This window comes from Prevotella sp. 885, from assembly GCF_002265625.1.
GTDB lineage: Bacteria > Bacteroidota > Bacteroidia > Bacteroidales > Bacteroidaceae > Prevotella.
Genome location: NZ_NOVE01000012.1, coordinates 31,587 through 45,484, shown reverse-complemented (window position 1 = coordinate 45,484; position 13,898 = coordinate 31,587). Strand labels below are relative to the sequence as shown.

The following is a 13,898-nucleotide window of genomic DNA, read 5'->3' as shown; positions in this document are numbered from 1 at the left end:
TTCTCAATAATGAGAGTCTCCATTTTTTTATGTTTTATTTTCCAGTGTTATCATATTTTATATTATATATAATGTATAAGATATAATAAGGGCTCAGTGGAAAAATACTGGGGAGTTTTTTTAGTTTCATAGTATTTTGTATCTTTGCATTATGAACATGCTTGAACAATTAGCCCATCTAGTTCTTCCCAAAGAAATACTAGACAATTTCGATATCGTCAAGATAGAAACAGATGAGTCTGATATTGACGCAATGAGTCTGACCATCCATCTAGACGAGCGTATGAATGCTTATCTCCAAAAATCTGAGGAGTATGAATCCAAAGGGTTTATGGATGCTGTACGCATAACTGATTTTCCGATTCGTGACCATAAGGTAATTCTTGTACTTCGTCGTCGTAGATGGAAAAACAAGGAAACTGGAGAGACATTTGTCGACCGTATTAGTGTTACCGAATCAGGAACCCGCTACTCGAAAGAGTTTGCGGCTTTTTTAAAAGAGACGTATGGACATATCCCCGACGACCTGCCGTACGCTTGAGCAATACTACCATGTAAACTCCAATACATTGGATAAACAATACAAGGATGTCTTGAGTGACTATCGTACCTGGTCAGAACTAGAACATGCCGATGAATGGCTTGTCTTTCCTGACAACATGGGGCGTAATTTGGCAATAGACGAGACCTCTATGTCTAACGGAGAATTGCGCACAATCGTCACCAACAGGGACAGACACGGAAAAGACCAATGTCTGGTTGCAATTGTCAGGGGCGTTAAGTCAGAGGACGTTATCAATGCCTTGAAGCATATACCTGAAGCACTTCTGAATATGGTTGATGAGGTCACATTAGATTTGTCAGACTCCATGAGAAAGATTGTTCGCACATGCTTTCCCAAAGCAATGAGAGTAATAGATAGATTTCACATACAGAAGCTTGCTTGCGATGCTGTGCAAGAAATGCGCATTAAGCATCGTTGGGATGCTATACAAGAGGCCAATGACGACATGGAGAATGCAAAACTTGAAGGACGCGAATATGTGCCTTTTCGATATGAGAACGGAGATACGAAAAAGGAATTGCTAGCAAGGAGTAGGTATCTTCTTTTCAAATCAGGAGAGAAATGGACACTATCACAAAGCAAGAGAGCAGAGATTCTATTTAGAGAATATCCAGATTTGAAAACAGCATATGGACTCTCGCATTCTTTGAGAATGATTTTCTCAAAAAATACTATTAAGGATGCTGCAAGACTTTCTATGGCTAAATGGTACAATAAAGTGGAAGAAGCAGGCTTCCGTTCTTTCAATGTTATTGCTGCAACATTCTATGAACATTACGATGATATTCTTAACTTTTATAAAAATAGATCATCTAATGCTGCAGCTGAATCCTTTAATGCGAAAATCAAAGCCTTCAGAGCATCACTAAGGGGTATCGTTGATGAAAAGTTCTTTCTGTATCGACTTGCAAAGATTTATGCTTATCCCCACTAAATTTCCACTGAGCCACAACATGCTCTATACTTACGTAACGTCATGGAATCCAGCTTATGCTCTATACTGGAAGGACGCCGAGACGCATGCCGACTTCTATATGTATTATCCATACACCTCGACCATCACAAGTGTTGACGCAATGCCCTTTAAGGTCAATGCAGACCAAAGCAGCGAGGCTGCTTTCAAGGCCTCTGACCTGATAGTAGGTTCTACATTCGATGTTGTTCCAACTGCTTCCCCCGTGAACATCATGGCAAAGCATATCATGAGCCAGGTAGCGATTGTGCTCAAGGCAGGAGCGGGATTTACAGAAAGCTCGCTTGCTGCTTCAAATCCGTCGGTGAGGATCAACAATCTTATCACTTCGTCAACGGTTAACCTCAGCACGTCGGAAGTAACAATGAACGGAACAGCAAGCAATGTCATACCTTACAAGGACGGCAATGTCTATCGCGCCATTGTTGTTCCGCAGACGGTGACAGGCACCAAGCTTATAACCGTGACGATTGACGGATATGAATATAAGCTCTCCCAGAACATTACCTTCGTAAGCGGAAAGCGCCACACGATTAATGTGACTGTCAAGAAGATAAGCAACGGCGTGAATGTCACTATCGGAGAATGGGAAGACGACGACGTTGATTATGGTGGCATTACAAGCTAATTATGATATAAAGTAATGTATATATGAACTTTTAAAAACATTGCATTTAATATGGATTATAAGACACACAAAAACTCTTATATATTTACAGTTGTATTAGCTCTTTGCATGATGCTTGCCGCTTGTTCCGACTCGCTCTTCGATGAGGCAGGCGGCAAGCTGAACAGTGAAGATCGCATACAGTTGTCGGGCGACATCACACAGCTCTCGGTGACGCGCGTCAATGACAGCGGCTTCTGTGACGGCGATGTGATGGGTGTGTATGTTGTTGATTATGATGGCGGCACACCTGGCACATTGAAGCCCGACGGCAATCGTGGTGACAATGTTCGCCACACGTATGAAGAGGCCAGCAACCATTGGAATTCTGCTTACGACCTTTTCTGGAAGGACAAGCACACACATATCGATGTGTATGGTTACTATCCCTTCGCCAATCCCGAGAGCATCGACGACTATCAGTTTGAGGTGCAGAAAGACCAGAGCAAGGCTTCGGAGGACGGCGAAATGGGCGGCTATGAGGCGAGCGACTTCCTATGGGGCAAGGTGGGCGACGTGGCTCCAACGACCAACGTCATCCGTCTGCCGTTGTCTCACCGTATGTCCAATGCCCGTGTAACACTGATTCAGGGTTCGGGCTTCGCAGAAGGCGAGTGGGCGAATACAGAGAAGATAGTGCTTGCGCCGAACCTGGTGCGCAAGGCAAGCATCAACCTCGCCAACGGAGAGGTGAAGCCAGCCGGAAGCGTGGAGAGTACAGCCACAATACCCTCGCGCGTAGGCGACGAATGGCGTACCATTGTAGTGCCCCAGACCCTGAAGCCCAGCACCACATTGTTCAGTATCACCATTGGCGGCGTGCCTTACAAGTTTGCCAAGAACGAGGCTCTTACGTACGTTGCCGGAAAGATGATGAACTTCGGCATCAAGGTGGACAAGAAGGCTGCATCAGGTCAGTATAAGCTGACATTGGTGAGCGAGAGCATCACGCCGTGGGAGAACGACCTCGTCAGCCATGATGCCACCGCCAAGGAGTATGTGATTGTCAATTCCACTGCCGGACATCTGAAGGAAGCCATAACTGCGGCTAATAAGGACTATACGAAGGTCCGAAATCTCAAGATTACTGGAAATATTAATGCAAAGGATTTCTACTTCATGAGAGATTCTATGAGCCGTCTGTCGGCATTGAATTTGAAAGAAGTTCGAATAAAAGGATGGGGAATGAACGAAGAGTATGAAGAGAATATGGATGATCAAATTCCAAATAGTGCTTTCTATTTCATTCAGACTGTGGGAGGAAGTAATAGTCTCAATAGAATAGTTCTTCCTGACACTTTAAAATCTATAGGTTCAAATGCGTTCTACGGCTGCAAATATCTGTCAGGTTCTCTTATAATCCCTGAAGGTGTGACAGAAATTAAACGTGGAGCTTTCAAAGGATGTACCGGTCTAAATGGAATCTTATCTCTTCCATCTACTCTAAAAAAATTAGGAAATAGAGGCAAAGATGACATGAGTGATGAAGGAACTGACTATTATGGAGGCGTATTCCAAGATTGTAGAAATCTTACAGGAAATTTAAATTTGCCAGATAATTTGGAATTAATTAGAGGATATTGCTTCTCTGGATGTAATGGATTTTATGGTGAATTAAGGTTACCTTCTAAACTTAAGAGATTGGGTAATTGTGCGTTTAGTTATTGTTCTGGTCTCACAGGCTCGTTATCAATACCACAAGGTATTACCGCCCTACCATCTGAAGCATTTCATAACTGTGGTTTTAACGGAACACTAACTTTACATGATGGTATAACAAATATTGCAAACGATGCTTTTGCTAACTGTCATTTCAAAGGCGAATTACACTTGCCAAAAAGACTAAAAGTCATTTCGGAAAACGCCTTCTGTAATAATGATTTTTCTGGAAAGTTAACATTACCATCTACCCTTACCCATATCGCTAGCAACGCTTTTGCCAACAATTGGCGATTGATGGGAGTTCTTGATATTCCTGATGAAGTAGAAAGTATCGGTGAAAGTGCGTTTGCAAACTGTAAAATGTTGGAAGGTCTGGTATTGCCTGAATCGTTGGAAACCATACGTAGAGGAGCATTCGAGAACTGCTTCGGTATAGGTTCGATTGTATGTAAGGGAACAATGCCTGCATATATAGAGAGCGGTGCCTTCGATGGCGTAGCCAAGGACAACTTCACCCTTGAAGTGCCGGAGTCTGCCATTTCGCAGTATCAGGCAGCCAGCGGTTGGTGCGACTTTAAGCGCATTGCAGCCCATCACGAGCTGGTATGTCGTCCGTCCGTGGCATGCGCCTTGAGCACACAGCATAAGCAGAAACTGGTGATTAATGCCGAGGGCGAGTGGGAAGTGGCAAGCAAGCCCAGCTGGTGTGAGGTGTCTCCTGCCAGCGGCAATAAGAAGACTGAGGTGACCCTGACTATCAAGGGTATGGCAATGACCTCTGGCAACCGCGAGGGCAAGGTGGTGTTCCGACTGAAGAACAAGGACTATACCCACGAATGCAGCGTGTCGCAATATGGTTATAAATATGGCGAGGATGAATGGATACCCCTGCAAAAAGCCACCAAGGGACGCAACGGCGGCATCAATATTGTGCTTCTCGGCGACGGATATAACGCCAAGGACATTGCCGATGGCGACTACCTGAAGCACATCAAGCAGGAGGTGGAACACTTCTTCGGCATAGAGCCTTACAAGACTTATCGCAATTACTTCAATGTCTATACAGCCGTGCCATTGTCTACAGAGACTGGCGTGGGAACTGTAAACACCATACGCTACAACCGATTCAGCACCACCTTCACCGGTGGCGTGGGTCTGAAGGCTGACTATGACGAGATATTCAGCTACGCTCTTGGCGCACCGACGGTAAACAAAGACAACCTAAAAGAGACATTGATAATCATCGTGCCCAACTCCACCGACTACGGCGGCATCTGCCAGATGTGGCCAGACGGTTCAGCCATAGCCTTCTGCCCTCTTAGCACATACGGCTATCCGCTCGACACGCGTGGCGTGGTGCAGCATGAGGCAGGCGGTCACGGATTCGGCAAGCTCGGCGATGAATACATCTATCACAATGCCTTCATCGATGCTTGCAGCTGTACCTGCTGCGGTCATGTCATGGAATTTAACAGTGCGAAGTCGCTCGGCTGGTATGACAATCTCTCGCTTACGGGCAAGATGCACAATGTAGGCTGGAGCCATCTCATCTTCGACGACCGCTACAGCGACATCGTTGACATCTACGAGGGCGGCTATATGCACAATCGTGGCGTGTTCCGCTCGGAGCAGAACTCCTGCATGAACAACGACATACCCTACTACAGCACCATCAGCCGTGAGAGCATCGTGAAGCGCATCAAGCGATATGCCGGCGAGACATTCTCGTTTGAGGAGTTTGTCAAGTATGACAAGCGCGATGCAGGGGACGTGACACGCGGTGTGAACACGGACAACAAGCTCAATGCACATACCTATCAGCATACCCCCGTTATACATAAGGGCAGTCCGCTGAATATGAAGAAAGTGAGAAGACACCGTTGAGTAAGTCATAAACTTGAATTTCTAAAAGAATAAATATGAAGAACTATATAATAAGATATGCCAGTTTGGCGTTAGCTATATTAGGAGTGGTGGCTTGCAGTGAGGAGCATGAAACGGTTCCGAGTCAAGACGCCAAGTCTACGCCGATGTCTTTCGTGGTGACTCATCCGGGTCAGACCCGTGCCACAGCTACAGCCTTTGAGCGTGATGACAGAATAGGTCTGTATGTAGCTGATGTAAATGCCCCGTTGGAGTTGGGCGGCAATCTGGTTAACAACGAGGCTCTCACCTTTGACGGCAACAAATGGGCTGCCAGCCGCACCCTGTTTTGGGACAAAGGTTCGTTCAATGCTTACGCTTACTATCCGTACATCAAAGAGATAAGCAGCATTACCGACCAGCCCTTCAGCGTCAGCACCGACCAGAGCACAGCCAAGACGGCCACCGCTCTCGGCGGTTATGAGGCGAGCGACCTGCTTTTTGCAACAAGCAAGAACATCATGGCTTCGGTTTCCCCAATCAGACTCACCTTCAAGCATATCATGAGCAAGCTGAAGATACGTCTGATAAAGGGTGAGGATTTCGAGGGCGACATGCCCACCACCGCCACGGTGTATATCCACAACACCGTGCCAACAGCCACCGTGGACCTTCAGGCTGGAGTGGCTACACGCTATGTGAAGGGCACGCGCCAGACCATCACGGCACATCAGGACGGCGATACGAGCTATTCGGCCATCATTGTGCCGCAGCGCATTGACAACCGACAGCCGCTCATCGAGGTGGTGATGAAGGGTGTGAGCTATCTTTTCGAGAGCAAGTTCCAGTTTAAGCCAGGCACAGAGCACCTTGTAAATCTCATCATATCCGACAACCCGGATAAGGTAAAGATAGATATCGGCGGAGAGATACAGGACTGGCAATAACTCTATTTGAATGAAGAAAATAACCTGCATATTGTCAGCCGTAGTGCTGGCACTTACCCTATGGGCAGTAGCTTTATGGCTGCTGCCCTTTGGTGATTATAATGATAACGTCAAGGAGACGCGCTATGGAATGAACGAAGGCATGGAAGTGGTGGAGCAGACCGTGGCTGACGGTCAACGTCAGTATATAGTGGAGGACGCCCGCGGCAACATGCTCTTCCGCATTCCGCTGCGTGGATGTATGATAGACACGCGCTTCCGTAGCGGCAGACTCCGCTTCCGCGAGATGGCGACAGGACGAGAAGGATATGTAGACACAAACGGTATGGTTACATTCACGGCTGGAACAATGGGGCAAGCCAAGGCTGTAGTGCCCGAAGACAATCTGACGCAACAGAGTGTGGACATGCAAAGCCAGACCACCGAACCTGCTTCTACGTCTGCCCAGCCACGTCGTGAAAACCATGTCAAGGCGGTAAGGCTGAGCCAGACAGACATCCGCAAGATAGCACAAAGCAGTCCGTTCTACAACGAGGCGGCAAAGATAGTGAAAGGAAAACTCACGGAGACTGATGCTTCGCGCCGCCGGCAGATACTCAACTACTGCGAACATCTGCGCACGGCATACACCACCAAGGACATCGACTTCCTCCGTCAGGTCTTCAGCGACGAGGCTCTGATTATTGTTGGCAATGTGGTGAAAGAGTCGGCTACGACTGCCGGCATTGGGTCTGACCAGCGCGTTACTTACGCCCTGCACACCAAGGCTGACTATCTCTCACGCCTTTCCAAGGTGTTCGGCATGAACAAGAGCGTGGACGTCAAGTTCTCCGACTTCCGCATCATGCGCCATCCCACGAAAGACGGCATCTACGGCGTGTCCTTGCGCCAACAATATAAGAGCGATCGTTATGCGGACGACGGCTGGCTGTTCTTGCTATGGGACTTCCGCAATGCCTCCATGCCGCTCATTCATGTGCGTACATGGCAACCTTCCGCCACGGTCGGTGGTGGCGAAGGAGTGATAGACATCTCCGACTTTAATCTTGAATAGACCGTCACTTCCGACTTTAATCTTGAATAGACAAAATATTGTATTATGCTAAACAATAGTTCACGGACAATAAAGTTGAGCTTTACGCTACGTAAAGTGGCGCTTCTTGTGGTGTATACAGCCGCTTTATGGTGTCTGTCGTTGCACGATGCCAAGGCAGCCGTTCCTACGGACAGCACATTCTCTGTGGAGAGTTTCCGTCAGTTGCCCACAGACGTGAGCGCCTTCATCGATGCCGTCCGCGACCTTAACGACGAGGCTTGTGCCCTTCTGAAGGTTGTGGCTCCTGCCGACTTCGCCTTCTCTTCGCCGTTGGGCATCGTGGAACGTCGCGACAAGGTGGGCGAGATATGGCTTTTCCTTCCCAAGGGCAGCAAGAGCATAACGCTGAAACATCCCCAATGGGGAGTGCTGCGCGACTTTCAGTTCGGCACAAAGCTGGAGAGCCGCATGACCTATGAGATGCGTCTTCGCCTGCCGCAGACGGCGGTGGTGGAGAAGCACGACACCATCGTATACACCCAGACCATCGTCGACACCGTAACCGTGGCGCCGCTCCGACGCGTGGTGCCGCTACATGCCTACACGTTGCTCACAGCCTCCATGCATACCGACGGGCCTTCGTGGGGCGTTATGGCAGCCATGATGAGCCGTCATGGTGGCTATGTGCATGCCAGCACCAATCTTCGTTCCGCCCAAAAGACCATAGGAACATGCAACCGCGAGGGCTATCGCAACGGAGCTGCAGCCGTTAAGCCGTATTACACCGGCAAGACGCAGACATCCGAATACGCCATTACTGCGGGCCTGATACACCGCATAAACGACAACCTTAACATCTTTGAGGGAGCAGGTTACGGTAGCCTGACCACGGCATGGCAGCTTGCAGAAAGCGAAGGCGGAGGATGGCTTCGCAATGACGGACTCACCCACAAGGGAGTGGCGGCAGAGATAGGTGTCATCTTTACAACGGGACGACTGAGCCTGAGCGCCTCTACGCTTACCATCGGCGGCAGCCAATGGCAGGGATGCGTGGGCATTGGCATACGTATAGGCAAAAACCGCGTGACCACAAAGCCCGTCAAGCTTTGACCGACCGTATAAATATATACGGTGAATCAAACTATATATATGAATCATAACTTAAATCTTAATATGTTCCATCGTTTATATTTCGCATTCATGGCCGTCCTGACGCTTATGTGTTCGTGCAGTAGTGACAGACCGGACAGCCTTGAGCCGCATTTGCATACGCTGCAAGCCACCGACATAACCCGTACGGAAGCCACCATTTCCGGAATGTGCCAAACGGACAAGGCTACGCAGATGCCGCAGCTGTGGTTTCGTTACGGCACGGACGAGAGTATGTCTGAGCGTTCGGACGTGCTTGACAACGTGGACGGAAGTGTGAGCATGCGCTTACGCAACCTCACGGCTGGCACCACATATTACTATATGCTGCAAGGCGGCAACGGCACGGCTGTGCTGTCCGGCGAGCCTCTCAGTTTCACGACCCTTCCTAACCTGCAGCCAACAATGGGCGAGGTGAAGGTGTTGAGCAGCAGTCCTATGAGTGTGATTGTGGGCTACAGCATTGCCGACGACGGTGGCGACGATATAACCGAAAGCGGTTGTCGAGTGGTGCGGCAGGACGGAGCCGACATGGACGGCGGCAGCGAAAAGCAAATCACCATAATGCAGACAGGCTCAGTAAGCGCTGATGGATTATTCCGTCTGCGCATAGGCAATCTGCAGCCAAACACTACATACGTCATCTCGGCGTTCGCAAGAAACAGGAACGGTGAGGTGGTGGGCGAACCACTTTCGTACACCACGTCTTCGGCAGTAACCCTTGATACGCCGGGCATGCTGTCCGTTGTCATTGGCGACGACATATATAAATACACCACCATCACGATAGCCGGACCTCTTAACGGCGACGACCTGCGCACTCTGCGCCACATGGCAGGACTCGGCATCGACGGCAGCGCCACAGACGGACGCCTCGCCGACATCGACATCTCCGGAGCCCGCATCGTTGCCGGAGGCGGCACGTATGACGCGTCGCGCTATTCCGAGGACAATGTCGTAGGAGTGGGGCTGTTTGCCTCATGCGTAAATCTGAAGAACATCAACCTGCCCATGGATGTCGTTAGGATAGAAAAGGATGCTTTCCTTAATTGTTCCTCGTTGCGCAGCATCGTCATTCCTGCCTCAGTCAACGACATTGTGCCCTCAGCAGGCTGTACGTCGCTCGAGAACATAAGCGTCTCGGAAGCCAACACAGCCTTTGCAAGCCGCGACGGAGTGCTTATGAGTCGTGATGGCAAGAGCATATTGTGGTTCCCGATGGGCAAGCGTGGCGAATACTCGTTGCCTGCCACAATCACGGCAGTAGGAGCGTATGCTTTCCGCGACTGCAGCCTAGAGAAGTTCGTCTTCCCTGCAGGACTTGCAAAGATAGGTGAGTGCGCCTTCTATAACAGTAAAGTGAAGGAGGTGGTGCTCCCTTCCACGCTGAAACTGTTGCCCACGGGCGTGTTCCAGAAATGCGCCAGCCTGAAGACTGTGCGCTTAGGCGACGACGTGGAGCTGCTGTCAGACCGCGTGTTTGACGGTTGTCCGCTTGCCGATCTATACATCAGCGCCCCTACGCCGCCAGTATGCAGCCCCAATACGTTTACCACAACCGGCACCGACTTTACCAAAACCTGCCGTCTGCATGTGCCGATGGGCAAGAAGAAATTTTATCGTGCCAATTCTAAATGGAATGTTTTTGATAATATCGTAGAAGAATGAAATCACCGGAGATAGAAGAACTCAAGCGTCTCGTCAAGGAGAAATACGAGGACACACTTGCCACGTCCACCGACTTCGAGGTGTTCTCGCTTATGCTTAAGAATAAATATAATGCCAATGTGTCGACATCTACGCTAAAACGGCTCTACGACTATGTCGGCGACGAGCACAAGCCACGCATTTCCACCCTGAATGCGTTGTCGCGTTATATCGGTCATCCTGACTTCAGCAGGTTCGTGGCATGGCTGAAGACCAGCCCTTGTTACAACTCGTCGTTCTTCAATGCCGACCAGCTCATGAGCAGCGACCTTCGTTGCGGCGACGAGGTGGAGATAGGGTGGAGACCTAACCGCATGGTACGTCTGGAATACTTAGGAAACAGCCGCTATACAGTCATTGAGTCGAGTAACAGCAAGATGTTGTTTGGCGACGTCTTTGTCACGGGATGTTTCATCGCCGAGCAACCGCTTTACCTGCCGTTCCTCGAGCGTAGCGGCGAGCGTACGCCTCCGTTCGTGGCTGGACGCAACGGCGGACTCTCTATAGTCAGAATTTTAAAGACATGCGACAATGAATGACAAGCAACCGACATCAGGATTCGTGTCTGACATAGGCGACGAGAGCGACTTCAATTCTACGCGTCATAACGGCGGATTCACGAACATAAGCGAGGCTTACGTATCTAAATCAGGCTTCACGCGCATGTTTTCTGCCGTTCGTTACGGCAAGCGCTATATGCTGAAATGCCTGAAGCCTGACTTCGCCTACACACCGACATATCGCCAGGCACTCATGAAGGAGTTCGAGATAGGGCTGCAGCTCGACCATCCCAACATCTGCCGCACCATAAGCATGGAGCCGGTGGGCGAACTGGGCGACTGCATAGTGATGGAGTATGTGGACGGCGAGACGCTCGAAGCGGCTGTCAAAGGCGGCAATATGACGGAGGATAAGGTGCGCAAGATAGCCTCCCAACTGCTCGACGCCATGGAATATATGCACGCCAAGCAGACCGTGCACCGCGATATCAAGCCTTCAAACATCATGCTCACCCATCGTGGCGGCGACGTGAAGCTCATCGACTTCGGACTTTCCGACAGCGAGACATTCTGCGTGCTGAAGATTCCGGCTGGCACACGCGGCTATATGGCTCCCGAACAGCTCAAGCCGGATGCCCAGAGCGATCCCAGCGCCGACATCTATTCGTTCGGAAAGGTGCTGGAATATATGGCTGAGGCTGTGCGTAGCAAGAGTCTGGCAAGGGTGGGGCAGAAGTGTGCCGCTGCCGACCGTGCCCGCCGTCCTGCCGACATAGCACAGGTAAGGCGACTGATGACAGGCAAGGTCAGGTCATTAGCCGTTGTGAATGCTGTACTCGTGGCATTGGCATTGGTGCTGCTCGTCGTTATCGGCGTGATGATGAACGCACGCCAGACCGCCCCAACAAGCACGCCGCCCACCGACTCAGCTTCCGTTGGAGCGACCAATAAGGTGATTGATAGTAGTCTTTGGTGAGGTGTGAAAGTAATTCCTTCTTCGAAATAATAATAATCTGCGGATTGTTGCGTTATACATTTATATGCAATGGACTGACCAAATACGTAGAGTCAAGATTCTTCTTGTGTTTGCTGCGGTGATAATAGCCGTGGCATCACTTGTCGTGTCACATATCCTCATCCGCGACCTCGCTACGGAGGAGCATAACAAGATGGAGGTGTGGGCGGAGGCTATGCGTACGCTTAACCGCGCCGACGAGAACACCGACATCAATCTGGTGCTGAAAGTCATCAACGGCAACAACACCATTCCTGTAATCGTGCTCGACTCGAAAGGTGACGTACAGGCTTACCGAAATCTTATCATCAAGGACTGCGCCAACGAAGCCGACACGATGCGCTTCGTGACCGACATGGGACATCATCTCCTGCTCGAGAAACGCAACATCCGCATAGCCATCGACGACAATCCTGAAAACGGCGTGGCTTACGCTGACTACATAAACGTGTGCTATGACGACTCTGTGATGCTGCGCCGACTGGCTTCTTATCCTTACATACAGTTGGGTGTGGTGATGATTTTCGTGGTGATAGCCATATTCGCCCTCCTTACCTCCAAACGCGCCGAGCAGAACAAGGTGTGGGTGGGACTGTCAAAGGAGACGGCGCACCAGCTGGGCACGCCCATTTCCAGCCTTATGGCATGGGTGGAAATACTCAAGGAAACCTATCCCGACGACGACCTCATACCCGAAATGAACAAGGACGTGAAGCGACTGCAGCTCATTGCCGACCGCTTCTCGAAGATTGGCTCCCTGCCCGAACCTGTGGAGACCGACCTCAAGGAGGCGCTCGAACATGTAATCGACTATATGGACCGACGCACTTCCAATAAGGTGAAGATGATTCGCGACTTCCCCGACGACGACATACAGGTGAAGATAAACGCTTCGCTCTTCGAGTGGGTGATAGAAAACCTGTCGAAGAACGCCGTGGACGCAATGGGCGGCGAAGGCACCATCACGCTGAAGGTGTTCGAGGAGAACAGGAAAGCCGTCGTGGAAGTGACTGATACGGGCAAGGGCATCCGCAGCAAGGACATCCGAAACGTCTTCCGACCCGGCTTCACCACCAAGAAAAGAGGCTGGGGACTGGGCCTCTCGCTCGCCAAGCGCATCGTGGAGGAATATCACAAAGGACGAATCTTTGTGAAGTGGTCAGAAGTGGGTGTGGGCACCACATTCCGCATAGAACTAAAGAAATAACCCGTATAAACCCAAAAACTTTTGAAAGAATATATGGTTTGTCGGAAAATATTCGTAACTTTGCACACCAAATGTGTAGTTCAGAACAACTTAAGATAAATCTGAAGGATTTGGACGAGGGCCGTACAGCCCTTCAGTTCCACCTTGGCGACGCTTGGTTCGGCTCCTTGGAAGAGGACGAAATCAAGCGCGGAGAAGTGTGTGTGTCTGTAGACATACGCCGTACAGAAAGCTATTTTGAGCTCGACATCCATACTGAAGGCTCCGTCGTTATTCCGTGCGACCTCTGCCTCGACGATATGGACCAGCCCATCGAGACGGACGATCGCCTCGTGGTGAAGTTTGGAGAAGAATATTCCGAGGACGACGACCTCGTGACGGTGGAAGAGGGTGATGGCACGCTCGACCTCTCATGGTTCGTCTACGAATTTATAGCGCTCAACGTTCCCATTAAGCACGTTCATGCACCTGGAAAATGCAACGCGGCGATGATTAAGGCTCTGGAAGAGCACTCAGCTACCCGAAGTAGTGATGAGGACGAAGAGACAGCGGTAGATCCGCGATGGAATGAACTTGAAAAATTAAAAACAATAATTAAAGATTAAAG

General features: G+C 49.9%; 12 protein-coding genes. All 12 read left to right on the top strand.

Annotated features, from left to right (window positions below):
* Positions 1-151: 151 nt before the first annotated feature.
* Entirely contained in the window at positions 152-541 is a 390-nt protein-coding gene (locus CHL74_RS05705; RefSeq protein WP_094880207.1) for an ISAon1 family transposase N-terminal region protein, read from the top strand.
* Positions 507-1,499, top strand: a complete 993-nt coding sequence (locus CHL74_RS05700) for an ISAon1 family transposase (protein WP_094880206.1) — start codon at positions 507-509, stop codon at positions 1,497-1,499. The genes CHL74_RS05705 and CHL74_RS05700 overlap by 35 nt, the downstream gene beginning before the upstream one ends.
* Positions 1,483-2,166, top strand: coding sequence for a fimbrillin family protein (locus CHL74_RS05695; protein WP_176452178.1), 684 nt, complete (start codon positions 1,483-1,485; stop codon positions 2,164-2,166). The genes CHL74_RS05700 and CHL74_RS05695 overlap by 17 nt, the downstream gene beginning before the upstream one ends.
* A gap of 51 nt (positions 2,167-2,217) precedes the next feature.
* Positions 2,218-5,751: a fimbrillin family protein gene (locus CHL74_RS05690; protein WP_094880204.1), complete on the top strand. Its 3,534-nt coding sequence runs from the start codon at positions 2,218-2,220 to the stop codon at positions 5,749-5,751.
* Between the two features lie 35 nt (positions 5,752-5,786).
* Positions 5,787-6,677 carry a fimbrillin family protein gene (locus tag CHL74_RS05685; RefSeq protein ID WP_094880203.1) on the top strand — a complete coding sequence of 297 codons (891 nt, stop codon included), beginning with the start codon at positions 5,787-5,789 and terminating at the stop codon, positions 6,675-6,677.
* Between the two features lie 10 nt (positions 6,678-6,687).
* Positions 6,688-7,731 carry a hypothetical protein gene (locus tag CHL74_RS05680; protein WP_094880202.1) on the top strand — a complete coding sequence of 348 codons (1,044 nt, stop codon included), beginning with the start codon at positions 6,688-6,690 and terminating at the stop codon, positions 7,729-7,731.
* Positions 7,732-7,776: 45 nt separating this feature from the next.
* Entirely contained in the window at positions 7,777-8,823 is a 1,047-nt protein-coding gene (locus CHL74_RS05675; protein ID WP_141241245.1) for a hypothetical protein, read from the top strand.
* 39 nt (positions 8,824-8,862) lie between these two features.
* On the top strand, positions 8,863-10,530 hold the full coding sequence (locus tag CHL74_RS05670; RefSeq protein WP_094880200.1) for a leucine-rich repeat protein: 1,668 nt from the start codon (positions 8,863-8,865) through the stop codon (positions 10,528-10,530).
* The gene (locus CHL74_RS05665; protein ID WP_094880199.1) at positions 10,527-11,108 is read left to right on the top strand and encodes a hypothetical protein; all 582 of its coding nucleotides are present in this window, start codon (positions 10,527-10,529) and stop codon (positions 11,106-11,108) included. Before CHL74_RS05670 ends, CHL74_RS05665 begins: the two co-directional genes overlap by 4 nt.
* Entirely contained in the window at positions 11,101-12,045 is a 945-nt protein-coding gene (locus tag CHL74_RS05660) for a serine/threonine protein kinase (protein ID WP_094880198.1), read from the top strand. The genes CHL74_RS05665 and CHL74_RS05660 overlap by 8 nt, the downstream gene beginning before the upstream one ends.
* A 64-nt stretch (positions 12,046-12,109) precedes the next feature.
* The gene (locus CHL74_RS05655) at positions 12,110-13,291 is read left to right on the top strand and encodes a sensor histidine kinase (RefSeq protein ID WP_094880197.1); all 1,182 of its coding nucleotides are present in this window, start codon (positions 12,110-12,112) and stop codon (positions 13,289-13,291) included.
* A 71-nt stretch (positions 13,292-13,362) separates the two neighbouring features.
* The gene (locus CHL74_RS05650) at positions 13,363-13,896 is read left to right on the top strand and encodes a YceD family protein (RefSeq protein WP_094880196.1); all 534 of its coding nucleotides are present in this window, start codon (positions 13,363-13,365) and stop codon (positions 13,894-13,896) included.
* Positions 13,897-13,898 lie beyond the last annotated feature (2 nt).

Coding starts and splice junctions, on each gene's coding strand:
- CHL74_RS05705 (WP_094880207.1), top strand. CDS start 152: ATGAACATGCTTGAACAATTAGCCCATCTAGTTCTTCCCAAAGAAATA.
- CHL74_RS05700 (WP_094880206.1), top strand. CDS start 507: ATGGACATATCCCCGACGACCTGCCGTACGCTTGAGCAATACTACCAT.
- CHL74_RS05695 (WP_176452178.1), top strand. CDS start 1,483: ATGCTTATCCCCACTAAATTTCCACTGAGCCACAACATGCTCTATACT.
- CHL74_RS05690 (WP_094880204.1), top strand. CDS start 2,218: ATGGATTATAAGACACACAAAAACTCTTATATATTTACAGTTGTATTA.
- CHL74_RS05685 (WP_094880203.1), top strand. CDS start 5,787: ATGAAGAACTATATAATAAGATATGCCAGTTTGGCGTTAGCTATATTA.
- CHL74_RS05680 (WP_094880202.1), top strand. CDS start 6,688: ATGAAGAAAATAACCTGCATATTGTCAGCCGTAGTGCTGGCACTTACC.
- CHL74_RS05675 (WP_141241245.1), top strand. CDS start 7,777: ATGCTAAACAATAGTTCACGGACAATAAAGTTGAGCTTTACGCTACGT.
- CHL74_RS05670 (WP_094880200.1), top strand. CDS start 8,863: ATGAATCATAACTTAAATCTTAATATGTTCCATCGTTTATATTTCGCA.
- CHL74_RS05665 (WP_094880199.1), top strand. CDS start 10,527: ATGAAATCACCGGAGATAGAAGAACTCAAGCGTCTCGTCAAGGAGAAA.
- CHL74_RS05660 (WP_094880198.1), top strand. CDS start 11,101: ATGAATGACAAGCAACCGACATCAGGATTCGTGTCTGACATAGGCGAC.
- CHL74_RS05655 (WP_094880197.1), top strand. CDS start 12,110: ATGCAATGGACTGACCAAATACGTAGAGTCAAGATTCTTCTTGTGTTT.
- CHL74_RS05650 (WP_094880196.1), top strand. CDS start 13,363: ATGTGTAGTTCAGAACAACTTAAGATAAATCTGAAGGATTTGGACGAG.